Genomic DNA, 25652 nt, shown 5'->3' with positions numbered 1-25652 from the left:
ACACTGCGGTCAAACTTCCCGTTTTTTGAGATACCGGTAAATCGCATCCTGTGAACGCACATTGCGCGTACTGTTGCGATTGGCGATCAGGCTGTTGCTCTGGTCAGCATCCATCAGCCGCGCCTTCTGGTTGTCCTGCCACTGCAACTCGAGAATATCCAGCACCGTTTTTCGATGTTCCGCCGACAACAGCGGGAAAGTAACCTCCACCCGGTGGTCCAGGTTGCGGGTCATCAGGTCGGCGGAAGACAGATATACCTGCGGCTCGCCATGGTTGTGGAAGGCGTATACGCGGGCGTGCTCAAGGAACTTGTCCACCAGGCTGATCACTTCGATATTTTCAGAAATACCTTTTGTCTGACATACCAGCGCGCACATGCTGCGCACGATGACGCGCACCCGCACGCCGGCCTCACCGGCGCGATACAGGCGCTCGATCACCTCCGAGTCCACCAGGTTGTTGCACTTGATAAAGATATCCGCCGGCCTGCCGGCGACCGCCGCAGAGATTTCGCGGTCGATGGCAGCGAGCAGGTTCGGGCGATTGGAGTGCGGGGAAACCCAGATATGGTGGTAGTCCGGCAGCAGGTGGGTCTGCTTGATAAAGTCGAATACCCGGTAGGCGTCTTCGCCAAGCTTGCTGTCGCTGGTGAGCAGGCTGAAGTCGCAATAAAAGCGCGCCGTGCTTTCGTTGAAGTTACCGGTACCGAAGTGGCTGTAGTAGCGGTCGCGGCCGTCTTCTTCACGCACGATCGACATCAGCTTGCAGTGCACCTTGAGGCCCGGCACACCGTAGATGACCTCCACGCCCGCATCGCTCAGCTCACTGGACCAGTGCAGGTTGGCCTGCTCGTCAAAGCGCGCCTGCAGTTCCACTACCGCGGTCACCTGCTTCTGGTTGCGCACGGCGTTGACCAGTGCTGCCACCACCCGGGAGTTTTTTGCCACCCGGTACAGATTGATGCGAATCTCCCGCACCTTGGGGTCGATGGCCGCGGAAGCAAGCAGCTTGGTGATCACGCGGAAGTCGTGATACGGGTAGTAGCACAGACGGTCGCGCTCGCGTAACCAGGCAAAAATATTCGCACTGTCCGGCAGGGTGGGCAGCGGCTTGATTCTGCGATAGGTGTGCTGCCGGCTGTCCGCCGGAAAACTCATGAAGTCTTTTGAATTGTGGTAACGGCCACCGGGGGTGAAGCTGTCGTAGCTGCCCATCTTGAGCTTTTTCTTGATCAGCTGTAGCAGCGCCTCCGGCATGGTGGAGTCGTACACCAGCCGCACCGGTTCCGCCTGCTTGCGTTTTTTCAGTGACTTCGCCACCCGGTCGACAATGTTCTGGGTAACGTGCTCGCCGAGCTCCAGCTCCGCATCGCGGCTGATCTTGAAGGTGTAGGCGGATGCCTTGTTTATGGGCATCACGTAGCGGAACACGTCCACCAGGCAGGCGCGGATCACATTGTCCAGCACGATATACACTTTTTCGCTTTTCTTCTCCCGGTGGGGAATGGCGATAAAGCGCGGCAGGATATCCGTGGGAATTTCCAGCGCGGCAAAGCGCAGGCTGCCGTCTTCAAGTTCGAGATAAATCCCGAAGTAAATGCTCGCTTCGTTCAATAGCGGCATTGTTTCGCGGTCGTCGATAAAGAAGGGTTCGAGCTCCGGCAACACTTCGCGGTGAAAGAACTCCTCCACGTACGCGCGCTGGTTATCGGTAAGCTGGCGCTCACTGATCAGGTGGATATTGTTGCGCCCAAGGTCTTTCAGCACCTTGCCATAGGCGTTGCCAAAGCGCGCCTGCAGGCGCAACACCTTTTCATTGATGTTCCCCAGCAGTTCACCAAACTGATCTTTCTGTGCGCTGCCCTTGGCAAAGGTGGCCAGGCGCCGCACGTCCGCCACGCGCACGCGGTAAAATTCGTCGAGATTGTTGGAAAAGATGCCAAGAAAGCGTACCCGTTCGATAATGGGCACGCTCTCGTCTTCCACCTCCTGCAGTACCCGGGCGTTGAACGCGAGCCAGCTGAGCTCTTTGGGGTACAGGGGGATGTCTTTTGCCATACTCTCTGGTGTTTTTTCGGGGAGACTTTCGCTACTCCCCGCGTCATCATTGGACATAAAGCCGAATGGCAATGCCGTTTCTATGGTTTTCAAGTTTATATGGACACGCTGGTGGCAAACTGATGGCTGCGCAGTTTGCTACATTTTTGTTTCAGGTATTTGACAAGAAAAAACATGACAAGTGACAACAACGCCGATTCCAACCACGAACGCTATGCGGCGCTGGACCTGGGTTCCAACAGCTTCCACTTATTGTTAGCAGAATTCCGTGAACAACGCATGGTGCGCCTGCACACCGACCGCGCGATGGTCCGGCTGGCCGAGGGCCTCGACAGCGAGCGCAACCTGGCACCCGAGGTGGCGGAGCGGGCGCTGGAAGCATTGCGGCGTTTCGCGCCGGTGATTCAGGATCTGCCCGCGGACAATGTGCGGGTGGTGGGGACCAATACCCTGCGCCTCGCCAGCACTCAGGCGGATGGTTTTCTGGAGGCGGCGGAGGGCATTCTCGGTGCCCCCATCGAGATCATTTCCGGGGTGGAAGAGGCCCGGCTTATTTTTTCCGGGGTAATGGCCGCAGCCGAGGGCCCGCCGCGGTTGCGCTGTGTAGTGGATATCGGCGGCGGTTCCACCGAACTGGTGCGCGGTATGGACAGCCCGCGCCAGCTGCAAAGCGTGAATATGGGTTGCGTGGCGTTCAACCGCCGTTTTTTTGACAGCGGCAAGATCGACGCCGGCAAGCGCAACAATTTTGTGCGCGCCCGCCGCGCAGCCCAGGCCGAGCTGCAGGAGCTGCGGCATATCGCCGACGATGCGGTGGTGATCGGTGCCTCCGGCACCATCAAGTCGGTGGCGCGAATCCTGAACGATGGCGAACTGCTGCCCATCCATCGCAACGACCTGGACAAGCTCGCGGACAAGGTGGCGGATTGCAAAACCGTGGACGCGATAAACCTGCCATACCTGGATCCGGAACGCCGGCCGGTGTTCGCCTCCGGTCTCGCAATTCTGCACGGAATTTTTCGAGAACTGGACATCGAGGTCATGCACGTTTCCCCGTATGCGATCCGCGAGGGTATTGTCCACGACCTGGCCGGACGCGCCCACGGCGGCGACCGGCGTGCGGACACCGTCAACACCCTGGTAGAGCGCGGAGAAATCGACCGCGAGCAGGCCACCCGGGTGGCCAGTACCGCGCTGCAATTCTTCGCGCAGCTGAACCCGCATTCACCGATGAGCCAGCGTCGCATGTTGCGCTGGGCCGCCGACCTGCACGAAATCGGCCTGGCGCTCTCCCACAGTAGCTTCCGCAAGCTGGGCGCCTATATGATCGAGCACGCCGACATGGCGGGCTTCAGCCGTAGCGAACAGGAAAACCTGTCCTATCTGGTGCGCAACCAGCGCGGCGATATCAAGGCAATTCAGGAGCACTACGGCTTCCATCCCAACAATGATCTGCTGCTGTGCCTGCGCCTCGCCTGCATCGTGCACCGGGACCACGTGGATCGCGACATCGATGGTCTGGTGCTTGCCGCCGACGGCCCCGGTTATCAGCTGGAGATTCCAGAGCAGTGGCTGTACCAGTACCCGGCCATCGAGGACCTGCTGGAACTGGAAGTAGAATGCTGGGCCGAAAAGAACATCAAACTGACCCTGAGCACCTCGTGAGCAATCCCGATTTTCATTCCCTCGACCAGCTGAAGCTGCAGCATCACTACGCCGATCTCGGCCCGGTGTTTGGCACCCCGCTGCCGCCCACCCCGCTGCAGAACCCGCACACCATTCACGTCAATCCGGCGGTGATGGAGCTGCTGGGGATTGATCCGCGGGAGGTCAATAACCCGGACTGGGCGCTGCTCGGCAGCGGCACAAAACTGTTCCATGGCAGTGTGCCATTTTCCATGAAATACACCGGGCACCAATTCGGCAGCTACAACCCTGAACTCGGTGACGGGCGCGCGCTGTTGTTGGGGGAAATCGAGCACGGCGGCAAACGCTGGGACCTGCATTTGAAGGGCGCGGGGCAGACGCCCTACTCACGCTTTGGCGACGGCCGCGCGGTGCTGCGCTCCACCATCCGCGAATATCTCGCCGGTGAGGCGCTGACGGCGCTGGGCATTCGCAGCACCCGTGCGCTGTGCATGGTGGGAAGCCAGGAGCCGGTGGCGCGGGAGAAACTGGAAACCGGTGCGGCGCTGATCCGTGTGGCGCGCTCGCATGTGCGTTTCGGACATTTTGAATATTTGTTCTACACCCGCCAGCTGGAAGCACAACACAAACTGGTGGACTTTGTGTGCGCGCAGTTTCTGCCGGAGGTTGCCGATGAGCCGGTACAGGTGCAGGCGGAGGCACTGTTGCGGTTTACCGTGAAACGCAGTGCGGAGCTGGTGGCCGGCTGGCAGTCGGTGGGTTTCGCGCACGGGGTGTTGAACACGGACAATATGTCGATTATCGGGGATTCGTTTGATTTTGGTCCCTACGGTTTCCTGGATGACTATGAACCCGGATTTATCTGCAACCACTCGGACCACACCGGACGCTACGCGTTTGATGCGCAACCGGGCGTGGTGCTGTGGAACCTGAACGCGCTGGCCCACGCGTTTTCTTCACTGCTGGATGTCGAGACACTGAAGGATTGCCTGGGGCAGTATCAGCCGCTGTTGATTGAGTTCTACTCCGGAATGATGCGGCGCAAGCTTGGGCTCGCGTTGGAGGACGAGGGCGACCAGCAGTTGTGTGCGGACCTGATGCAGTTGCTGGAATCCGGGCGGGTGGATTACTCGCTGTTTTTCCGCGCATTGAGTCGCTATTGCGGAGAGCGGCCGGCTACGTCACTGGAGGAACTTGTTTCTCCTTCGCAGCATGCGGCGCTGGGGAGCTGGCTTGCGCACTACGACCAGCGGTTGCACAAGGAGAGCCGTTCTGCGGAGGAGCGCAGCCGCGATATGTTGTGCACAAACCCCAAGTTTGTGTTGCGGAATTATCTGGCGCAGCGGGTGATTGAGGCGGCGGAGGCCGGGGATTTCCAACCGCTGGAAGTCATTTTTGCTTTGCTGCAGTCGCCATTTGCGGAGCATCCCGGATTTGAAAGCTGGGCGGCTGCGCCGCCGGAGTCCGGCAAACACCTTCCGATCAGTTGCTCATCGTGAGTTTTGCTCGAACACCAATGGATGGGCCATGACACGGCCACATGCGCGCCCCTGGCCAGCGGCTACACTCAACTTGGAACCATGAAACAGAATTTGACCGCCACTTGAGGTATGGTCACTTCTTAATTTCAGCGATGGATACAGCCATGACGACCCTTACCAGAACTCTGCTGCTCACACTGGCCAGCCTGCTCTTTACCCAACTCGCCGTTGCCGATGTGGTGGGGCGCTGGAAAACCATCGACGATGAAACCGGGCAGGCGAAGTCGATCGTGGAGATCTATGAGAAGGGCGGCAAATATTACGGCCGTATTGTGGATCTGCTGATGAAGCCGGACGACACCGTGTGCGATGCCTGCCCCGGTGACAAGAAGGGTCAGAAGCTCGTCGGCATGGATATCATCACCAATATGGTGAAGACCGGTGATGTTTACGAGGGCGGCCAGATTCTGGACCCGGTAAAGGGCAAGGTATACGACTGCAAGATGTGGGAAGAAGGTGGCAACCTGATGGTGCGGGGCTATCTCGGATTCTTCTACCGTACCCAGACGTGGTATCCGGCTAATTAACTCAAGTCTCTCTCAAGATTATTGGCGGTCTGGAACAGGGGCGTGGGGTTTCGGAACCGGGCTAGGCGCCCCCCTTAAATACATCCCTGTACACTGCGTCGGCGACGTCCCTGTCGCCGACGCTTCCGAAACCCCACGCCCCTGTACCAGCCCTTCGATTCAAAGTTCTGTACACCTGCTCAATTACGAAGCCTGCTAGCTTTTCCTATCCGGATTAGATAGCAACAGCACCAGCGGCATCGCCGCAATATTGATCCACATCAGCATCTGGAAATCGTTCACATACGCGATCTCTGCCGCCTGCTGGGTAATGGTGGTCATCAGCTCTGCCGGTAGCGCTCCCAGCTGATCTGGCGACGGTATATTCATTCCCGGTGGGATCTGTACTCGCTCGCCCAGCTGCTGCTGGTTTATCCACAGGTTGCGCGTCAGCGCCGCCATCACAATGGACACGCCGATACTGCTGCCGAGGTTGCGCGACAGGCTGAACAGTGCGGTGGCTTCGCCGCGCAGGCGCGGCTCCAGGGTGGCATAGGCCAAAGTGGAGATGGGTACGAACACCAAGCCGAGCCCCAGCCCCTGCACAATGCCGCTCACGATCAGGTCGTGCTGGCTCACCTGCAGGCTGAAGCCGGTCATATCCCACAGGGATAAAGAGATCAGTCCCATGCCCAGCAGGATTAGTGCGCGCGCATCGAAGTGCTTCATCAGCTTGCTCACCAGCATCATGGAGATCATGGTACCGATGCCTCGCGGCATCAGGATCAGGCCGGTGGTCACCACTGGGTAGCCCTTCCACTGCTGCAGGAAGGACGGCAGCAGGGCCATGGTGGCGAGCAGGGTGATGCCCACCACAAAGATAAACACCACACCGGACGCATAGTTCTTGTCGCGGAACAGCTCCGGCGACAGAAACGGATTGCTGGTGGTACGTGAGTGCATCACAAACAGGTACAGGCCCAGTGCCGCGGCGATGGCATAGAGCTGGATTTCCAGCGCCTCGAACCATTCGACCTGCTCGCCTCGGTCCAGCAGCATCTGCAGGGCACCCACCGCCAGCGCCAGCATGGCGAAGCCGAAGGCATCGAAGCGCAGCTTGCGGGTTTCGGTCTCGGGTACATAGAAGTAGATCCCGAGCATGGAGAGGATGCCAAACGGCAGGTTGATGTAGAACACCCAGCGCCAGGAGTAGTACTCGGTCAGCCAGCCGCCCAGGGTTGGCCCGAGGATTGGGCCGATCATCACGCCAACGCCCCAGATGCCCATTGCGGATGCGTGCTTTTCCTTGGGGTAGGTGTCGAGCAGCGTGGCCTGGGACAGCGGCACCAGCGACGCGCCGAACACGCCCTGCAGCAACCGCCACAGGATCATTTCATTCAGGCTGCTGGCCTGGCCGCAGAGCATGGAGGTGACGGTGAAGCCGCCCACCGACCACAGGAACAGCTGGCGCCGTCCAAAGCGCTGGGCGAGATAGCCCACCGGTGCGGTCATGATGGCGGCGGCGACGATGTAGGACGTGAGCACCCAGGTGATCTGGTCGCTGCTGGCGCCGAGGCTGCCCTGCATGTGCGGCAGCGCCACATTGGCGATGGTGGTGTCGAGCACCTGGATGATGGTGGCCAGCATCACGCTGAGTGCGATCAGCAGCTCGCTGCCACCGGCGGCCCTCGCCTGCACTCCCGGCGCGGCGAGGGCACCGGGTTTTGCCATCTGACTCATGTTTGCGGCGCCCGCTTACAGTACGACGCGACTGTCACCGCCATTGGCGGCGCGGGCGGAGACCAGTTTCTTGTCTTCGGAGGTGTCGATCACCACTTCCGCACTCATGCCGGCGCGCAGTACCGGGGCATCTTCCGCGGGCAGCAGGCGCAGGCGCACCGGCACCCGCTGCACCACTTTCACCCAGTTGCCGCTGGCATTCTGCGCAGGAATCAGGGCAAATTCGCTGCCGGCGGCGCCGCTCAGGCTCTCTACAAGAGCCTGGAATTTCACCCCGGGATAGGCATCCACGGTGACTTCCGCCTGCTGCCCCGCATGCACATGCTCGAGCTGGGTTTCCTTGAGGTTGGCCTCGATCCACATTTCATCGGTGGCGAGCAATGTCACCACGGACAGCCCCATGGCGGCCAGTTCACCCACCTGTGGTGCTTCGTTGGCGATGACCCCGGATACCGGCGCGACGATACGGGTACGCGACAGCTGGTAGCGGGCCTTGTCGAGCTGGGCCTGGGCAACCATCACATCCGCCTGCTGTTCCAGCGGCACCTGGGAGTTACCGCCCAGTTCCGCGCGCAGACTGGCAAGTTTCTCCGAGTTGATGGCAATTTTTGCGCGGGCCTGCTCGAGTTTCTGGCGGGATTCGTCCAGCTGGGATTCCGACAGCGCCACCTTGCCGAGCTTTTCGTTGCGCTCCAGCTGGCGGCGGTAGAATTCCGCATCGGTCTGCGCCTGCTGCAGTTCCGCATCCGCTTCGGCGTAATCCGCCTGCCGCGCGTGCACCTGATTCTTGACCATTGCCAGATTGGCTTCGGCTTCTGCCACCGCCAGGCGGAAAGTGGTGTCATCCAGCTGTACCAGCAGGTCGCCCTTGTTGACGTGCTGGTTGGCCTTGATCGGCACCTCGGCGACGATACCGCTCACCTCCAGGGCGAGGGACAGTTTGTCCGCCTTCACATAGGCGTTATCGGTGTGCACGCTGCTGCCGCCACCCCAGATACACCAGGCGGCAACCGCGCCGGCGACTGCGAGACCAAGCCCGAAAACCAGCGGGCGGGATTTGGCTTTCTTTACATCCTGATTCACAACCTCAGTCACTCCACAGTCTCCTCTCGGCTCAGGTTTTCACGCACCCGATTCAGTAATTGCAGTAGTTGCCGCTGCTCTTCCCCACTGATGCCGGCGAGCGCCTGGGCACGGGTTTCCCCGGCGAGCCCCTGCAGGTTTTCCAGCACGGGTGCCGACGCGGCGGTGAGAAAAATACGAAAACAGCGACGGTCCTGGGGATCGGGCCTGCGCTCGACCAGGCCCTCCGCTTCCAGCAGATCTATTTGGCGGGTCAAGGTAATCGGCGCCACATCCATGCGCTCGGCCAGCGCCGCCTGTTTCATGCCCTGGTCCTTGTTCAGAATCCAGAGCACCTGCCAGCGGGCGCGGGTGAGGCCGTGGGTTTTGGCGCGGCGGTCGAAATTGCGCTTCAGCAGGCGGGCAGCAGTGTGCAGCTCGAACCCCAACTGCGATGCGATGTCGGTTTTATTCACGGAATTACTGTTATGTCACGCTTTTTGAGGGCGCTTATTGTAAGCATGCTTATAAATTTGGCAAGCCATCTGCCTGTACTGAGCACCAGGATGGGGAAAAACAGAACGTGGAAACAAAAAAGGGCCGGCAATGCCGGCCCCCAAGAAAAGGAGATGAGATGCTGGATCAGCGGCCGATGCGGCGCAGCGCTGAAGAGGAGAAGTCGGTGCGGTTGGCTTTCTTGCCCCACTCCATGAACTTCGGCTCCTCATTGGCGAGACCGGTTACCAGATAGCGGCCGGAGTCCAGGTCGTGCAGGGCTTCTGCTGACATCCAGGGGGTATCCACGTCGTAGAACATGACCTGGTGGCCTTCGCCCACACGCCACAGGTTACCGCGACCGTCGTAGTGGTCGATCACGGAGGCACCCCAGGTGTCTTCGTCGATATACATGGTGCGCTTGGCGTAAATGTGGCGCTCACCTTCTTTCAGGGTCGCTTCCACCACCCACACGCGGTGCAGTTCGTAGCGCAGGTACTCCGGGTTCAGGTGACCGGCTTCAACCAGTTGATCGTACTTCAGCGACGTATCCAGCATTTTGTAACTGTTGTAGGGCACATACAGTTCCTGCTTGCCGATCAGTTTCCATTCGTACTTGTCCGGGGCACCGTTATACATGTCCAGGTTGTCCGCGGTGCGCAGACCGTCGGTACCTTCCGCGGGGCCGTCATAGGCCACGTTCGGTGCGCGGCGCACACGGCGCTGGCCGGAGTTGTACACCCAGGCGCGGCGGGCTTCTTTCACCTGGTCCAGGGTTTCGTGTACCAGCAGCGCGGTACCGGTCAGACGCGCCGGCGCGGTGATCTGCTGCAGGTAGTAGAACAGTACGTTGCTGTCGCCATCAGCGCTGCGTCCGTCGGCCAGGAATTCCGGCCATACCAGCTGGTCGGTAAATTTCACCGGCACGAAGGAGCCATCGGTCTGCACCGGAATTGCGGTGGTGTTGCGCACCGCCGCGCCGCCGCGGTAACGGGTGATGTGGTTCCACACCACTTCCAGCGCGCTCTGCGGCATCGGGAACGGAATCACCGTGTCAAAGTTGGTGATGCCGTTACCGCCGGAAACCAGCTCCGCATTCATCGCGTTTGCCTTCACCACGTCGTACAGATTTTCCGGGTAAGCGGCGGTACGGCGGGTCTGGTACACCGGCATGCGGTAGTCGGGGTATTTCTTGAACAGGGCAAGCTGGCCCGGGCTCAGTTTGTCCTTGTACTGCGCCAGGTTGGCGTTGGTGATCTCGAACAGCGGCTTGTCATCCGGGAAGGGGTTCACCGGGCGACCTGCGTCACCGCTTTTCACTTCACCACCGCTCACCAGGCCGCCGGTCCACGCGGGAATGGTGCCCTCCGCATTGCCGGCCTTGATCGCGCCCAGCGGGGTCAGGGAATCACCCAGTTTTGCCGCTTCCTGCTCAGAGACTTTGGCGAAGGCACTGCCGGCCATCAAGGACACCAGCAGCGTCGCTGCCACAGTCATTTTCTTGTGCATGGTCTTTTTCATGTCCGCTACCTCTTAGTAGGAGAGTTTGAAGCTCAAGGAGACGAAGTCCTTGTCTTGCAGAGTGTTGTGACTGCCGCCGTCAAACGCGGTGTAGCCCAGGGTGGCGCTGTACTTCATCTTGTAGACCGCCTCGACCGACAGGCCAAGGGACTTGGCTCCCTCGTTGAACTGCTGGCCGGGCTCCGCGGAGTAACCGGATACATCGTGGGACCAGGCCAGGGTCGGGTTCAGGGAAACACCGGCGAAGGCGTTGGGGTATTCCAGGGCCGCGCGCGCGCGGTAGCCCCAGGCGGTGTCGGTGACGAAGCCGTCGGCACGGCAGTCGCCAGCAATCTGTCCCGCGGCCACCAGGTTGGTACAGTTAATTCCGTTGCCCAGGTCGAAGTCGCCGAGACCGAACACCGTGTTGCGGCCGTAGCGCTGATCCGAGTCTTCCACGCCATCGAGCATGGAAACACCCACCTCGCCGATCAGGGACAGGCGCGATGCACCGAGTACACGCTCGAAAAACTTGATTGCGGTGACCTGTACCTGGGTCTGGTCAAAGGTGTCGTAACCCTGTACCACCTCGCCGTAGCCGACTTCGTTGACACGGCTGGTAAAGGCGAAGATCGGGCTTTCCGACAGCGCGCCGTTGAGGAGTTCTGCACCGTTGATCTGTACCGGGGTATCCGGCTTGTAGGACACCTCACCGGACAGGGCCACACCGGCCACATTGGTGGAGAAACTCAGGCCGTAGAGCTTCAGGTCTTCCGGGAAGCTGATCATGTAGGCCGGGTTCAGCGCGGACAGCTGGCCGCCAGTCGGGTCCAGGGCCTCAGGCACAAAGATCAGCGGGCTGCCGTCCTGATTGGTCGCGCCGGTCACCGGGACTGCGGTGCGCACCGCATTGATCATCGGCATGCGCGAGTGGATATTCATGAAGTAGACACCGAATTCGGTGTCATTCAGAGCGGCGGCGTAATAGCGCGCAGCGAAACCGTACTGGCCGCCATCTTTCGGCTCCAGGTCCGGCGCGCGATCCGCGAACAGCCCCATCGCCACGGCGGTCTGGTCCGGTACGCTGATGGTCACGCGGTTACAGCCGTCGGCGGCGAAGTCCGCGGAGGAGAAGTAGGTACCACATCCCTCGATCTGGGTTTTTTCCCACTCGTACTGGTAGAAGCCCTCAACGCTCAGGTTTTCAGTGACGCCGGCATTGAAGTAGCCCATGCCCACCGGCAACAGGCCTTCCTTGAGTTCGGCGCCCGGGCGACGGAATGCGCTCACGTCAAACGGGTTGGTGGAGTTGATGCCGCCCTGGATAAAGGTACTTTCACCCCAGCTCAATACCTGGCGACCAACGCGCAGGCTCAGGGGCATTTCCGCAACTTCGGTATCCAGGTAGGTGTAGGCATCCAGCAGCGCGGCACCGGAGAACTTCGCGAAGTCGGAGAAGCCCTCGTCGGAAAGCGGCGTACCCGCCATGTAGTCGTTGGCGTTGTTGCCGTGGGGACGGTTCTCGTCCTCCAGCTCCTTGTCGTACCAGTATTTGACGCGCATGAACACGCCGAAATTGTCCTTGGACAATTCGAGGTCGTGCACACCCTTGATGATTTTGGAGAAGGTCTCTCCACCGGCGAAGTTGAGGTTGCCGTCATCGGTGGTTGGCGTGAACCCGGTGCCTCCGTTCTGGAATGAGATAAAGTCGGAGTCCGCATCGTTCAGTCGCCAGCTCGCACCCACATCCAGCTGCGAGGTGACGCGCAGTGAAATGTCTTCATTCTCGCCAAAGTAAAACTCGGCCGCCTGCGCAGGCACCAGCGCCGAGCCAATGGCTGCGGCAAGCAGAGCGCGACTGAAACCGGGTAATTTTATTTTTATCTGCATTGGTATTCTCCCATTCTTGCTGGGGAGAAATTGACACGGGGCGCCCGACAGGTCGATCCCCTTCCATTGGCGCAGCGCGCCAACCTGTTATCCGCTCGCGCCGCGGGAGACTTTGTTTTTTGCGGTAAATAGAGAAAGGATCAGGGCAGTGGTAACACGGCGCACTGCCCTGGTGCAGAGGAGAGTGGGCGCGTCAGTTCACCTGCCGCGCGGCCTGCGCATCCCGGTATTCGCCGGGGGTGACGCCGGTCCAACGCTTGAACGCGCGGTTAAAATTGGTCACCGAGGCAAACCCCACCAGATAGCCAATTTCTCCCAGCGACAGGTGCGCCTCATCAATATATTTGATCGCCAGCCGCTTGCGGGTCTGCTCGAGAATATCCTTGTAGCTGGTGCCCTGCTCGCTCAACCGGCGCTGCAGATTGCGCAGGCTCATACCCAGCATATCCGCCACCTGCGCCTGCGCCGGCGTACTGCCCGGGAGGCAATCGTAGATCTTGCAGCGGATCAGGTTCACCAGATCGCTTCTGTCGACACGGGCGAGATACTCGTCCAGCATGGTCTCATGATTGCGCGCCACCAGACTGTTGTGGGTGAGCAGCGCACGGGTCGCATCTTCGCGGCAGAACACCACCGCGTTGTAGGCGTGACCGTATTTGATTTCGCAACCAAAAAAAGCCTGCAGACGATCGTTCCCCTGCTGCGGCCCTTCGGCCTCCAGGAAGACACACAGCGGTTTCAGGTCGCGCTCCACAAGATCCCGGGAAAATTTGACCAGCGACGCGAGCAACACTTCCGCCTCGCGCAGCCCCAGCCCCGGTACCACCCGTTGCTCTGCGCGCACCGGGCGAATACTGAACTCGAACCCGCCGGGAACGTCCTGCAGGCGCACATTGCAGAGGCTGGATACGATGCGTCGATAACGCACCACATACTGAAGGCTGTCGTACAGGGTCGGCGCCGACATCATCGCGTAGCCGAGCACATGCAGAACCCCCGGATGAAAGTTCTCCGCCAACCGCACCCGCAGATCGTCTTCCGGCGCCAGCTCACTGGCATACCCGAGTAACTTCACCAGCTTGGAGAGCGTAACCCGGGAATCGGGGTTGCCCACCTCTTCCAGGTCGATTTCGCAGGCCGCCAGCGCGGCACGGATGTCGATACGGTAGGACTGCATGATCCGCACAAACGGGATCAGCCAGCCCCCCATGACCGCATGTTCGATATTCACTTTGCGTAACTACCTCAGCGACAAACTGTCACCAGCGCAAGAGATTAACAACGGAGCCCGCACACGGCTTGACATTACTCGCCGGAATTGGGCGTCTAATCTACCATTCTCCGCGGGCTCGGCATGCAAGACTATGACCGCAGGAGAAATTAAGGTCACAGTTTTCGGGGCGCCTAGATGCGGGACGGGATAACAAATTGGCGCGAATGACATATCGGGCACTTTAACAGCTGCCAGATAATCAGGCGACCGAATAATAACCAGTTACGCGACCTATGAGACTTTCCCGAATTCTGCTGTCGACCCTGGTGGCATCCCATGCGCTGGCCGCCAGCGCCAACGTCGAATTACTGCAGACACCGGCGCCCCAGAGCACCCACGCCACCCGCAATGTCATCACCAATCTGTACCCACACGCCGATGGCTACCTGCTTACCGGCGAGCGCGGCCTAATGCTGCAGTGGCAGCCAGATGGTCAATGGCAACAGCTGCAGACCCCGGTGAGCGTAGGCCTCACCGCCATTGCCACCCTTGCCGATGGCAGCGCGGTAGCCGTGGGCCACGACGCCGCCATCCTGCGCCGCGAGGCGGGTGGTGAGTGGCAAAAGGCCTTTGACGGATACGACCTGACCCGCCTGCAAATCGCCGCGCTGGAACGCCGCCACGCAGAACTCCAGGACGCCGTGGACAACCCTGCGCAGGATGCCGATGTGGAGGAGCTGGAATTCCAACTGGAAGAGACCGGATTCAACCTGGAAGACACTCAGGCTGAACTGGAGTCCGGCCCCAACAAGCCCCTGCTCAGCATTGTCGCCGCCGGCGGCGAGCGACTGTTTGCCTGCGGTGCCTATGGCACCCTGCTACGCAGTGACAACGGCGGCAAGCACTGGGAACTGCAAAGCGCGAGCCTCGACAACCCCGATCGCTTCCACCTGAACGCGCTCATTCGCAGCGATGACGGCAGCCTGTATGTGGTTGGTGAAAGTGGCCTCGGCTTTGTATCCCGCGATAACGGCGACAGCTGGCAGGCCATGGACCTGCCCTACGACGGCAGTCTGTTCGGCATTATCGCCCAGCCCGGTTCAGCCAACCTTGTGGCCTTCGGCCTGCAGGGACATGTGCTCATTTCCGAGGATGGCGGCGAGAGCTGGCAGCACCACAAGATCGAAGCCGGCGCCAGCCTGCTCGGCGGCACCATCGACGCCCAGGGCAATGTGGTGCTGGTGGGACACGGCGGCATCGTCGCCAGTTTCCCGGTTGCACAACCGGATACCGTAACCGTACGCAAACACCCCTCCGGTGCCGCCTTCTCGGCGGTCGCGGTACAGGGAGAACAACTGATTCTGGCGGGCCAATTCGGCGTAACCGCATGGAAGATGAACTGAGGTAGCGGCAAGTCATGAACAATCCAATCCCAAAACCCCAGTCCGCCGCACATGGGTCGCGGACCGAGGCCTTTTTCGAATCTCTGGTGTTCGGCCACCGCGCCGCAGTACTCGCAGTACTCGCCGCCCTGCTGATGGTGCTGACCTGGCAGGGACTGCAGGTGCGCCCCGAAGCCAGCTTCACCAAGATGATTCCCGGCAACCACGAGTTCATCAACAACTACATGGACTACCGCCAGGAGCTCGCGGACCTCGGCAACGTGGTGCGTATCGTGGTCGAGAGCAAGGACGGTGACATCTTCACCCCGGAATTCCAGGAAGTGCTGAAGCAGGTCACCGACGAGGTGTTCTATGTGCCGGGTGTCAGCCGTGACGGCATGAAGTCCCTGTGGACACCCAACGTGCGCTGGCAGGAAGTCACCGAGGAAGGATTTGTCGGCGGTGCCGTGATTCCCAACGGCTACGACGGCAGTGAAGCGATGATCGCGCGCCTCAAGGCCAACGTGTTCAAGTCCGGCCAGGTCGGCGTGCTGGTGGGCAATGACTTCCACTCCGCGATCATTCTCGCCCCGCTGCAGGACGTGAATCCGGAAACCGGAAAGCCGCTGGATTACCGAGAACTGTCGGATTTCCTCGAGCAGAATGTGCGCGACAAATACAGCAGTGACCAGGTACAGATCCGCATTGTCGGGTTTGCCAAGGTCATCGGCGACCTGATCGACGGCGCCGTACAGGTGGTGCTGTTCTTCGTGCTGGCGGTAGTCATTACCTTCGTACTGCTGTGGCTCTACTCCCGCTGCCTGCGCAGCACCTTTGCGGTGCTCGCCTGCTCCATTTTCGCGGTGTTCTGCCAGCTCGGCGTGCTCAATCTGCTGGGCTACGGCATCAACCCCTACTCCATGCTGGTGCCGTTCCTGGTGTTCGCTATCGGCGTCAGCCACGGGGTGCAGATCATCAGTGCGGTGCTGCACAACACCGTGCAGGGCGCCGACAAGATCACTGCCGCGCGCCTCGCATTCCGCTCCCTGTACCTGGCCGGTATCACCGCGCTGGTGAGTGATGCCATCGGTTTCACCACCCTGATGGTGATCGACATCGGCGTGATCCGCGAGCTGGCGATCGCCGCGAGTATCGGGGTGGCGGTGATTATCGTCACCAATCTGGTGGCGCTGCCGATCATCGCCAGCTATGTGGGTGTGTCCAAGGGCGGCCTGGCCTATGCGCGTGCCAACCAGGACAAGGCGTCGCTGGTGGAGCGCCTGTTCGCCCGCTTCGCGCGTCCCGCTCAGGCCAAGGCGGTGCTGGCCATCGCACTGGTACTGTGCGGCGCCGGTGCCTATTACTCGCAGTTCATGAAAATCGGCGACCTCGACGCCGGTGCCCCGGAACTGCGCCCGGACTCCCGCTACAACCGCGACAACGCCTATCTGGTGGAAAACTACAGCACCAGCACCGACGTATTTGTGGTGATGGCGCAGACCGAAGCAGAACAATGCGTTGCCTATGGCAACCTGGTGTGGATGGATCAGCTCTCCGCGCATCTGAGCAATGTGCCCGGCGTGCAGAAAGTTTCCTCGGTGGCGGACGTATCCAAGTTCGGCAACTTCGGCATGAACGAGGGCTCGCTGAAATGGTACGGCCTCAACCGCAACCAGTTCATCACCAACGCCTCGGTTGCCAAGGCGCCGGAGGGCCTGATCAACGCCGAGTGCACCATGGCACCGGTGCTGGTGTTCCTCAACGACCACAAGGCAGAAACCCTGGATCGCGTAGTCGCAGCGATGCGCGAGTTCAACGCCGAGCGCGCCCCGGACTCGGTGGAATTCCTGCTGGCCGCGGGTAACGCGGGTATCGAAGCGGCCACCAACGACGTGATCCAGCAGGCGCAGATCAAGATGCTGATCTGGGTTTACGGTGTGGTCATTGCCCTGTGTCTGCTAACTTTCCGCTCGCCGCGTATCGTGCTGGCGGTAGTACTGCCGCTGATGCTCACCTCGCTGCTCGGCCAGGCGCTGATGGCGCTGATGGGCATCGGCGTGAAGGTGGCCACCCTGCCGGTGATCGCCCTCGGCGTCGGTATCGGTGTGGATTACGGCATCTACATTTTCACCAAGGTGCGCGAGGCGCTGGCGGACGGTAAGAACCTGATCGAGTCCTACGCCTACACCCTGCATCAGACCGGCAAGGCGGTCGCGTTTACCGGTGTGACCCTGGCCATCGGTGTGGCTACCTGGGCCTTCTCGCCGATCAAGTTCCAGGCGGATATGGGCCTGCTGCTGACCTTCATGTTCCTGTGGAACATGCTCGGCGCACTGGTGCTGGTACCGGCCATCGCCTGGTTGCTGCGAATCGACAATCTCGCAGCCAAACCGGTGTTGGAGCAGGCACAGGACAACACTGTCGCTGCTGCTGTGCAGCGCCAACCGGCCGCCACGGACAACAAAAAAGAAGCAGAACCGGCCTGAATACCTGAATAAATAAAAAAGGCAGCCAATTGGCTGCCTTTTTTATTGGCCGGCAGACTGACATCTGCCGGCAGCAATGGGGTGCTCCACTACTTTCTCTGCACTTCCACTTTATCCACTTTCTGGAAACCACGCGGCAACTTGTTGCCACGACGGCCGCGTTCGCCCTGATAGTGCTCCAGTTCCGAGACCTTGATCTTGGTGTGGCGCTTGCCGGCGTGGATGATCAGTTGGTCGTCGCCCTCCAATACCGCGATACCCACGAGGATTTCCTCGCGGCTGGCGGCACGGGCCGACGGGATGTTGATGATCTTGTTGCCCTTGCCCTTGGCCAGTTCCGGCAGTTCCGACACCGGGAACACCAGCATGCGGCCCTCGCTGGACACCGCCGCCAGCAGTGCGGCGTCCGGATTCTTGATTTCCTGCGGCGGCAGCACTCGCGCGTTCTGCGGCAGGCTCAGCATGGCCTTACCGGCCTTGTTGCGCGACTGCAGGTCGGCGAAGGTGGCGATAAAGCCATAACCGGCATCACTCGCCAACAGCACCTTCTGGTCGTCGTTGCCCATCAGCAGGCCTTCGAAGGTGGCACCGGAGGGCGGGTTGATGCGCCCGGACAGCGGCTCACCCTGGCCGCGCGCCGACGGCAGAGTGTGGGAGGCGATGGAGTAACTGCGCCCGGTACTGTCGAGCAGCAGTGCCATCTGGTTGCCCTTGCCGTGGGCAGCGAACTTGAAGCTGTCGCCGGCCTTGTAGCTCAGCGAGGTGGGATCGATATCGTGACCCTTGGCCTGGCGGATCCAGCCTTTGTCGGACAGCACCACGGTGATCGGGTCGCTGGTGAGCAGGTCGGTTTCGCTGAAGGCCTTGGCCTCCTCGCGCTCGACGATGGGCGCGCGGCGGTCATCGCCGAACTCGTCCGCCGCTTCCAGCAGCTCTTTCTTGATCAGGGTCTTGAGACGGCGCTCGCTCTCCAGGGTTTTGGTGAGGGTTTCGCGCTCTTTCTCCAGCTCCGCCTGCTCGCCGCGGATCTTCATTTCCTCAAGTCGCGCCAACTGGCGCAACTTGGTTTCGAGCACGTATTCCGCCTGCACGTCGGACAGCTCGAAGCGGCGCATCAGCTCCTGCTTCGGCTCGTCGTGGGTGCGGATGATCTCGATCACCTCGTCGATATTGAGGAACGCGATCAACAAACCGGCCAACAGGTGCAGGCGCTTCTCGACCTTGTCGAGGCGGAACTGCAGACGCCGGCGTGTGGTAACCGTGCGGAAGCTCAGCCACTCGGACAGGATCTTGTCCAAAGACTTCACCTGCGGGCGACCGTCGATACCGATCATGTTCATGTTGACCCGGTAGCTCTTCTCCAGGTCGGTAGTGGCGAACAGGTGGTTCATCACCTGGTCCAGATCCACGCGGTTGGACTTGGGCACGATCACCAGGCGGGTGGGATTCTCGTGGTCAGATTCGTCCCGCAGGTCGGCGACCATCGGCAGTTTTTTCGCCTGCATCTGCGCGGCGATCTGCTCCAGCACCTTGGAGCCGCTGGCCTGGTATGGCAGCGCGGTGATGACGATATCGCCATCCTCCTTGGTCCACACTGCGCGCATCTTCACCGAGCCCTTGCCGGTCTCGTACATCTTCTGCATATCCGCGCGCGGCGTGATGATCTCCGCCTCGGTGGGCATATCCGGGCCGAGGATGTACTCGCACAGCTCGGATACCGTCGCCTTGGGGTTCTCCAGCATATGCACTGTGGCATTCACCACCTCGCGCAGGTTGTGCGGCAGAATGTCGGTGGCCATACCCACCGCGATACCGGTGGTGCCGTTCAGCAGGATGTTGGGTACCCGCGCCGGCAGCACTGACGGCTCGTCCATGGTGCCGTCGAAGTTCGGCTGCCAGTCCACGGTGCCCTGCCCCAGTTCCGAGAGCAGCACCTCGGCGTACTTGCCCATACGAGATTCGGTGTAACGCATGGCGGCGAAGGACTTGGGATCGTCCGGCGAGCCCCAGTTGCCCTGGCCGTCCACCAGCGGATAGCGGTAGCTGAACGGCTGCGCCATAAGCACCATCGCCTCGTACACGGCGCTGTCGCCGTGCGGGTGGTACTTACCGATCACGTCACCCACAGTGCGGGCAGATTTCTTGTGCTTGGCGCTGTTCTTCAGCCCCAGCTCGCTCATGGCATAAACAATACGGCGCTGTACCGGCTTCAGGCCATCGCCGATATTGGGCAGGGCGCGGTCGAGAATCACGTACATGGAGTAGTCCAGGTACGCCTTCTCGGTGTAGGCCGCAAGATGCTGGCGCTCGGAGGCGTCGTAGACGGAGGGCTCGGTCATACTGCGAGAGTCTCGTTATTCTGCGTAAAGAGGGGGATTATGGCGGGAACACGCGGCGGGTTCAAAGGGCTGCCCGGAGCCAGCCCCCGCAAGATTGCGGATAACGGCAATTTCCTGTTACAACCGTTCCGGCCTGCCGTCCCGGTAGTAAAGGTATCTACCCGTCCCCATTAGCAATGGATGTACAGAAAATGTCCGCCCTGTTTGCCTTCCTGCATCACCTGGCTTTTCTCACCATGACGACGGTGCTGACCATCCAGCTGGTGGTACTTGGCCAGCCCCTGACACTGCAGAGCGCGCGCAAACTGCAGATCGTCGACCGGGTTCTGGGCATTGCCGCGGTAGCATTGTTGATCGTGGGCTTTCTGCGGGTTTTCTACTTTGAGAAAGGTGCGGCCTACTATTTTCACAATGCCGCGTTTCACGCGAAGCTCACGCTGTTTGCGATCGCCGCCCTGCTCTCCATTTACCCGACCGTGCAATTTTTGCACTGGCGCAAGTCACTCAAGCAGGGGCAAGTACCGCAGCTGGCGGAGCAACAGCGGCGCCGGATGCGGCTTATCGTGCATGCGGAGCTCACCGCGCTGGTGGGTATGGCACTATGTGCGGCATTGATGGCAAAGGGTATCGGGGTTATTCACTGATCCCGATGCCAATGAATAATTAGAAAAACGGTACTGTCCTTGGCAAAGCTGCAACTTCACCGCGTGGCGATCGGGCAACTAAACGCCGTCGACCTGACGATGTCGCCCGGGGAAATCGTCTGCCTGTCGGGCGCTTCCGGTAGCGGCAAAACCCGGCTGCTGCGCGCCATCGCCGATCTCGAACCCCATGCCGGCGAAGTCGTGCTGGGCAATACCGAACAGAGCACCCTGCCCGGCCACCGCTGGCGCAGTGCGGTGATGCTGGTGCCGGCGGAAAGTGCCTGGTGGCACGACACCGTGGGTGAGCACTTTTCCGAAACCTTGAACCGCCAGTTCCGGGAGCAAACACTGCAGCAGCTGGACCTGCCGGCAGAAGCGTTTGACTGGCAGGTTGCCCGCCTCTCCTCCGGTGAAAAACAACGACTCGCGCTGGCCCGAGCCCTGTCCCGCAAGCCAGTGGCATTGCTGCTGGACGAGCCGACCGCAAACCTGGACAAGGACAACACCCAGCGCGTGGAAACCTGGCTGTGCGAATACATTCGCCAGCAGCAAATCCCTACCCTGTGGGTCGCCCACCATGAAGACCAGATCCAGCGTGTGGCCGATCGCCACTTTCGCATTGTCGACTCCGGCATCGAAGAACGGCAGGTGACGTCGTGAGCGTGATCGAACTCTCCTGGTGGCAGCTGGCACTGGCGGCGTCGCTGGTGATTGCCCTGGCGGTGTGTACTTTCCTCGCACACCTGGGCGTGGGTAAATCCCTGCTGATTGCGGCCGCGCGCACCGCCATCCAGCTCACTCTCGTGGGACTGGTACTGGAGGCGCTGTTCTCCGTGGGAAGTCTGCACTGGGTGGCATTGATGGGGCTGGTCATGTTGCTGCTGGCGGGGCGCGAAGTCGTCGCGCGGCAGAAATTTCGCCTGCGCGGCGGCTGGAGTTTTGGCATTGGCACCCTGTCGATGTTTATTTCCGCATTTGCGGTTACGGTACTGACCCTGACCACCGTCATCGGCCCGACGCCCTGGTATACACCGCAGTATGCGATTCCGCTGCTGGGCATGCTGCTCGGTAACACCATGACCGGCATCGCCCTCGCGCTCGATCGCCTGACGGAGAGCGCCCGACGCTCCCGCGCTGTCATCGAAAACCGGCTGATGCTTGGGGAAACCGCGCAACAGGCACTGAGTGAATTCCGCCGCGAGGCCATGCGTGCAGGCCTGACCCCAATCATCAACGCCATGGCCGCCGCCGGCATCGTCTCACTACCGGGTATGATGACCGGTCAGATACTCGCCGGCACGGCACCGGCGCTGGCAGTGAAATACCAGATACTGATTATGTTCACCATTGCCGCCGGCACCGGTTTTGGCACGTTTGCGGCGGTGACGATTTGTGCACACAGATTATTTGACGGACGCGAACGATTGCGACTGGACCGATTGCGCAGCGACGGAAGCACCTGAATCGGCAACAAAACGAGACCAGAAAAAAAATAGAAACCAGTGAAGTAGAGAAGATAATAATGAACGATTGCTTGATCATTGGCGGCGGCCACAATGGCCTGGTGTGCGCCTGTTACCTGGCAAAGGCTGGCAAAAAAGTCACCATCCTGGAGCGCCGGGATATCGTCGGCGGTGCCGCGGTTACCGAAGAGTTCCACCCCGGGTTTCGCAACTCCGTTGCCAGCTATACCGTCAGCCTGTTAAATCCCAAGATTATCCAGGACCTGAACCTGCACAAGCACGGCCTCAAGGTTAAGCTGCGCCCGCAGAACAATTTCTTTCCACACTCCAACAACGGCAGCCTGTCGTTCTATAAGAATCCGCAGGAGACCCTGGCAGAAATTGCACGCTTCTCGGAAAAAGACGCCGCCGCCCTGCCCGCCTTTTATGAAATGCTGGAAACCGTGGCCGATGTACTGCGGGAGGAACTGCTGCGCACACCGCCGAATGTGGGCGGTGGCTTCACGGACCTGATCCGCGCCGGCAGTTTCGGCATGCGCGCCAGAAAGCTCACCATGGCACAGCGTCGCGATACCCTGGACCTGTTCACCAAAAGCGCCACCGATGTGCTGGACGCGTGGTTTGAAAACGACCATGTAAAGGCCGCCTTTGCGTTTGATTCCATCGTCGGTAACTATGCCGGCCCCAGCACACCGGGCTCCGCCTATGTGCTCCTCCACCACGTATTCGGCGAGGTCAACGGCGAGAAGGGGGCATGGGGCCATGCCATCGGCGGTATGGGCGCGATTACCCAGGCCATGCTGAAAGAAGCCGAACAACTGGGCGTCGAGGTAATTACCGGTGCCGAGGTGGAAGAAGTATTGATTGAAAACGGCCAGGCCAAGGGTGCGCGCCTTGCCAATGGCGACACCCACCGCGCGCACAAGGTGATCGCCAACGTGGGCCCGAAGCTGCTGTTCGGCAAGCTGATCGACGAACAACACCTGGACCCGGAATTCCAGCGGCGGGTGCGCGGCTTCAAGGTCGGTTCCGGCACCTTCCGCATGAACGTCGCCCTGAAAGAGCTGCCCGACTTCACCTGCCGCCCCGGCAAGGAACTGCAACCGCACCACCAGTCCGGCATTGTGATCGGCCCCAGCATGCAATACCTGGAACAGGCCTACCTGGATGCCAAGCAGTTTGGCTGGTCGAAAAAACCGATTGTGGAAATCCTGATTCCATCCACCGTGGATGATTCCCTGGCACCGGCAGGGCAACACGTCGCCAGCCTGTTCTGCCAGCAGTTTGCGCCGCAGCTGCCGGACGGCAGGAGCTGGGATGAAGAGCGCGAGCAGGCCGCCGATGCCATCATCGACACCGTCACCGAGTACGCGCCGAACTTCCGCGATTCCATCATCGCGCGCCAGATTCATTCACCGCTGGATCTGGAGCGCAAGTTCGGACTCATGGGCGGGGATATTTTCCATGGTGCGCTGGGGCTGGATCAGCTCTGGAGCAACCGGCCGTTTATGGGCATGAGTGATTACCGCACGCCCATAAAAGGATTGTATATCTGCGGCTCCGGCACCCATCCCGGGGGCGGCGTTACCGGTGTTCCTGGACATAATGCGGCGCGGGAAATTTTGAAGGATTGAGAGAGCGGTTCGATAAGGAACCGAAACCTGTAGCCGCGAACGGAGGGCCCTGCGGGGGCCAGGAATCAGCGCCAAGCCCGGGCATATTGCTCTCGCCCTCCATCACGGTTTACTCGCTACCCCCAAAAGACATGGTCCCCGCAGACAGGAGACTGCGGGGACCATGATCAAACAAATCAGACAAGTTTCAGTTTCCGGTATCGGACATTTCAATCACCATCACCCCAGTGCCGTGCTACCGAATTTCTTCCCCTTCACCGTAAAGTCGGTGTTGTTTTCCACATACTTGTTGAACGCCGCCGCCAGCAGGTTGTCTTTGACCGCATTCAGGCCATAAATGGTTTTGCATTTATCGTAGCTGGCAAAATCGATCATGATGATATTGGGAAAGAAAGCCTTCATCCGCATGACGCCGCCGCGGGTTAGGTACTTTATGCGCTCCTGCTGCAGCTGATGGCCAATGGATTGCTCCAGGCCATTGCGCCACAGCTCGTGCATCTTGAATACCCCGGTCTGGCTCCATAGGTGTTCATCCCGCGTGCGGATACTGCTGGTAGAACCGGTTGCGGTCCAGTACATCATCCCCAGTACATTGGGTGAGTTGATGTCATTGGCACAGGCCATATCCAGCATCATCATTTCCTGTTTGGAGTAGTTCTCCTTGAGTTTGCCCTGATTGGTCTTCCATGCGGCCCACCACCTGGTGCCGCCCTTGCCGCAGTACTGCATACCCGGGTAATTCGCTTTATAGGCCGAACCCTCACCCGAGTTCGCCTTCACGGAACGGAAACTGAGGATACCCTTTGGATAAAAGGAAGCGATGTTCATTTCTGCAAATGCAGCCTCACTAAACACACAAATGACTTTGCCCGCAATCTCACCAAGGGTTAACTTCCCGAATTCCTTTTCATTATTCTTGATATAAATTTTATCTCCCAGAATGGAAATGCAGGTTTCAGCGATCAACTGCCAGTTTTTACACTTGTCGAACTTCAATATCAGAAATTCGTTTCGGGTATCCGGTTCCGAAACAAAACGTTTCGCCTGATTGAGCATGTTCGAAAGCTTCAACCCGGCCGACCCCATTTTCATCCCGGGACTCACAGAAACATCGTGATTCCTGCCGGTATGATCACTGTGCATGTGCAATTTTTTCGCTTTTTCGCCTTTACCGTGATATCCCAGCAGTGACGCGCCATGCTTGTCCCCCAATGCGAGAATGCGCAGGTCAAACAGCCTCACACCGACTTTCGCCTGACCATAGATATCCAGGTCCTGAGTCTGCACATGGCTTTTCCCGGAGGTAATTGAGGCGTCATGACTACCGGCGAAGATGATTTCATGCAGACGGCGATGCGGCCCAAGCCGGTAATAATTGATTTCCATTTGTTCTCTCCCTGAGCAAAAACGATTTCCGATTCCCCATCTCCAGGCGCCATTCGTGCAGGATTTTTTGACAAACACGGCGTCGATGTGACGCAATCTAGCCACATATAACCAACGGGGTCACGTTATAAAATACGCCAACAGGGCGCTCAGGCGGGAATCCCATTTGCGATGGGAAAAGTCACATGGCAAGGAAGGCGCAAGTGGTGCAGATGTACCAACTTATTCCGCTCAAATCTGTTTTTTTACCTGATTGATCAATCCACCTGCAAGCACAGTCGCCACTTCCTCCTCACTCATGTCATGAGTCACTTGCAGGGTTTTGCCGTCGGCGAGCCGCACGTCTACCTCTCTTCCCAGTTGCAGTTGGCCGGGGAAATTTTCCAACGCAAGCGAGTCGCCCTGGTTAAGGCGCGCCAGATCTTCTGCCTTCTGGAACAGCAACGGCACGATGCCAAAGTTGATCAGGTTGCGGCGATGGATGCGGGCCATGGAAACTGCAATTACCGCGCGCACACCGAGATAGCGCGGCGCGATTGCGGCGTGCTCGCGGCTGGAGCCCTGGCCGTAGTTTTCCCCGCCAATCACGAAGCTGTCGCCATCGAGTTGCTTTGCCCGCTTGTAGAAGGTGTCGTCGATGCGCGAGAAGGTGTAGCGGCTGATGGC

General features: G+C 59.9%; 19 protein-coding genes. 9 read left to right on the top strand and 10 right to left on the bottom strand.

The window, feature by feature from the left end; genetic code table 11:
- Window positions 1-9: 9 nt before the first annotated feature.
- Window positions 10-2058: a polyphosphate kinase 1 gene (gene ppk1 / locus VIL80_RS04580; protein ID WP_332034970.1), complete on the bottom strand. Its 2049-nt coding sequence runs from the start codon at window positions 2056-2058 to the stop codon at window positions 10-12.
- A 174-nt stretch (window positions 2059-2232) separates the two neighbouring features.
- Here ppk1 and VIL80_RS04575 point away from each other — a divergent pair, with 174 nt between their 5' ends.
- From VIL80_RS04575 to VIL80_RS04565, 3 genes are all read left to right on the top strand, one after another.
- Window positions 2233-3723 (top strand): Ppx/GppA phosphatase family protein, encoded by a 1491-nt coding sequence (locus VIL80_RS04575; protein WP_332034969.1) that lies wholly within the window; start codon window positions 2233-2235, stop codon window positions 3721-3723.
- Window positions 3720-5204, top strand: a complete 1485-nt coding sequence (locus VIL80_RS04570) for a protein adenylyltransferase SelO (protein WP_332034968.1) — start codon at window positions 3720-3722, stop codon at window positions 5202-5204. The genes VIL80_RS04575 and VIL80_RS04570 overlap by 4 nt, the downstream gene beginning before the upstream one ends.
- A 146-nt stretch (window positions 5205-5350) precedes the next feature.
- Window positions 5351-5773, top strand: coding sequence for a DUF2147 domain-containing protein (locus tag VIL80_RS04565; protein ID WP_332034967.1), 423 nt, complete (start codon window positions 5351-5353; stop codon window positions 5771-5773).
- Between the two features lie 195 nt (window positions 5774-5968).
- Here the strand turns inward: VIL80_RS04565 and VIL80_RS04560 are convergent, their stop codons facing one another.
- The 6 genes from VIL80_RS04560 to VIL80_RS04535 all read right to left on the bottom strand — a co-directional run bounded on the left by VIL80_RS04560 (window position 5969) and on the right by VIL80_RS04535 (window position 13670).
- Window positions 5969-7492 carry a DHA2 family efflux MFS transporter permease subunit gene (locus VIL80_RS04560; protein WP_332034966.1) on the bottom strand — a complete coding sequence of 508 codons (1524 nt, stop codon included), beginning with the start codon at window positions 7490-7492 and terminating at the stop codon, window positions 5969-5971.
- Window positions 7493-7507: 15 nt separating this feature from the next.
- A complete protein-coding gene (locus VIL80_RS04555; protein WP_332034965.1) occupies window positions 7508-8587 on the bottom strand; it encodes an HlyD family secretion protein in 1080 nt (359 codons plus the stop codon).
- Window positions 8584-9030: a MarR family winged helix-turn-helix transcriptional regulator gene (locus VIL80_RS04550; RefSeq protein ID WP_332034964.1), complete on the bottom strand. Its 447-nt coding sequence runs from the start codon at window positions 9028-9030 to the stop codon at window positions 8584-8586. The genes VIL80_RS04555 and VIL80_RS04550 overlap by 4 nt, the downstream gene beginning before the upstream one ends.
- Before the next feature lie 166 nt (window positions 9031-9196).
- Window positions 9197-10570: a DUF1329 domain-containing protein gene (locus VIL80_RS04545; RefSeq protein WP_332034963.1), complete on the bottom strand. Its 1374-nt coding sequence runs from the start codon at window positions 10568-10570 to the stop codon at window positions 9197-9199.
- Between the two features lie 12 nt (window positions 10571-10582).
- Entirely contained in the window at window positions 10583-12439 is a 1857-nt protein-coding gene (locus VIL80_RS04540) for a DUF1302 domain-containing protein (protein ID WP_332034962.1), read from the bottom strand.
- Window positions 12440-12632: 193 nt separating this feature from the next.
- Complete coding sequence (locus VIL80_RS04535; protein WP_332034961.1) at window positions 12633-13670, bottom strand: AraC family transcriptional regulator; 1038 nt, start codon at window positions 13668-13670, stop codon at window positions 12633-12635.
- A gap of 275 nt (window positions 13671-13945) precedes the next feature.
- Between VIL80_RS04535 and VIL80_RS04530 the strand changes: the two genes are divergently transcribed.
- Window positions 13946-15055 carry a WD40/YVTN/BNR-like repeat-containing protein gene (locus VIL80_RS04530; RefSeq protein ID WP_332034960.1) on the top strand — a complete coding sequence of 370 codons (1110 nt, stop codon included), beginning with the start codon at window positions 13946-13948 and terminating at the stop codon, window positions 15053-15055.
- A 14-nt stretch (window positions 15056-15069) separates the two neighbouring features.
- Window positions 15070-17520: an efflux RND transporter permease subunit gene (locus VIL80_RS04525; protein ID WP_332034959.1), complete on the top strand. Its 2451-nt coding sequence runs from the start codon at window positions 15070-15072 to the stop codon at window positions 17518-17520.
- An 89-nt stretch (window positions 17521-17609) separates the two neighbouring features.
- Here the strand turns inward: VIL80_RS04525 and parC are convergent, their stop codons facing one another.
- Complete coding sequence (gene parC, locus VIL80_RS04520) at window positions 17610-19859, bottom strand: DNA topoisomerase IV subunit A (protein ID WP_332034958.1); 2250 nt, start codon at window positions 19857-19859, stop codon at window positions 17610-17612.
- Window positions 19860-20050: 191 nt separating this feature from the next.
- On the opposite strand from parC, the gene VIL80_RS04515 reads away from it, so the two are divergent.
- Genes VIL80_RS04515 through VIL80_RS04500 form a run of 4 tightly spaced genes read left to right on the top strand, consistent with a single transcriptional unit; the run spans window position 20051 to window position 23600 of the window.
- Window positions 20051-20503 carry a DUF2214 family protein gene (locus tag VIL80_RS04515; protein WP_332034957.1) on the top strand — a complete coding sequence of 151 codons (453 nt, stop codon included), beginning with the start codon at window positions 20051-20053 and terminating at the stop codon, window positions 20501-20503.
- A gap of 39 nt (window positions 20504-20542) precedes the next feature.
- A complete protein-coding gene (locus tag VIL80_RS04510; RefSeq protein WP_332034956.1) occupies window positions 20543-21163 on the top strand; it encodes an ABC transporter ATP-binding protein in 621 nt (206 codons plus the stop codon).
- Complete coding sequence (locus tag VIL80_RS04505) at window positions 21160-21966, top strand: ABC transporter permease (protein ID WP_332034955.1); 807 nt, start codon at window positions 21160-21162, stop codon at window positions 21964-21966. The genes VIL80_RS04510 and VIL80_RS04505 overlap by 4 nt, the downstream gene beginning before the upstream one ends.
- The gene (locus VIL80_RS04500) at window positions 21927-23600 is read left to right on the top strand and encodes a phytoene desaturase family protein (RefSeq protein WP_332034981.1); all 1674 of its coding nucleotides are present in this window, start codon (window positions 21927-21929) and stop codon (window positions 23598-23600) included. Before VIL80_RS04505 ends, VIL80_RS04500 begins: the two co-directional genes overlap by 40 nt.
- 219 nt (window positions 23601-23819) lie before the next feature.
- On the opposite strand, the gene VIL80_RS04495 is transcribed toward VIL80_RS04500, so the two are convergent.
- A complete protein-coding gene (locus tag VIL80_RS04495) occupies window positions 23820-24986 on the bottom strand; it encodes a PI-PLC domain-containing protein (protein WP_332034954.1) in 1167 nt (388 codons plus the stop codon).
- A gap of 231 nt (window positions 24987-25217) precedes the next feature.
- The coding region (locus VIL80_RS04490) for a 3-isopropylmalate dehydratase small subunit (protein WP_527250104.1) at window positions 25218-25652 on the bottom strand (435 nt) is incomplete at its 5' end.

The organism is Microbulbifer sp. (assembly GCF_036563125.1).
Lineage (GTDB): Bacteria > Pseudomonadota > Gammaproteobacteria > Pseudomonadales > Cellvibrionaceae > Microbulbifer.
This window is presented reverse-complemented; position numbering and strand designations above follow the sequence as displayed.

Bases quoted from the DNA above. Each gene is read 5' to 3' on its own strand.
- VIL80_RS04545 (WP_332034963.1), bottom strand. From the start codon at position 10,570: ATGAAAAAGACCATGCACAAGAAAATGACTGTGGCAGCGACGCTGCTG.
- VIL80_RS04515 (WP_332034957.1), top strand. From the start codon at position 20,051: ATGTCCGCCCTGTTTGCCTTCCTGCATCACCTGGCTTTTCTCACCATG.
- VIL80_RS04525 (WP_332034959.1), top strand. From the start codon at position 15,070: ATGAACAATCCAATCCCAAAACCCCAGTCCGCCGCACATGGGTCGCGG.
- VIL80_RS04560 (WP_332034966.1), bottom strand. From the start codon at position 7,492: ATGAGTCAGATGGCAAAACCCGGTGCCCTCGCCGCGCCGGGAGTGCAG.
- ppk1 (WP_332034970.1), bottom strand. From the start codon at position 2,058: ATGGCAAAAGACATCCCCCTGTACCCCAAAGAGCTCAGCTGGCTCGCG.
- VIL80_RS04530 (WP_332034960.1), top strand. From the start codon at position 13,946: ATGAGACTTTCCCGAATTCTGCTGTCGACCCTGGTGGCATCCCATGCG.
- VIL80_RS04495 (WP_332034954.1), bottom strand. From the start codon at position 24,986: ATGGAAATCAATTATTACCGGCTTGGGCCGCATCGCCGTCTGCATGAA.
- VIL80_RS04575 (WP_332034969.1), top strand. From the start codon at position 2,233: ATGACAAGTGACAACAACGCCGATTCCAACCACGAACGCTATGCGGCG.
- VIL80_RS04540 (WP_332034962.1), bottom strand. From the start codon at position 12,439: ATGCAGATAAAAATAAAATTACCCGGTTTCAGTCGCGCTCTGCTTGCC.
- parC (WP_332034958.1), bottom strand. From the start codon at position 19,859: ATGACCGAGCCCTCCGTCTACGACGCCTCCGAGCGCCAGCATCTTGCG.
- VIL80_RS04565 (WP_332034967.1), top strand. From the start codon at position 5,351: ATGACGACCCTTACCAGAACTCTGCTGCTCACACTGGCCAGCCTGCTC.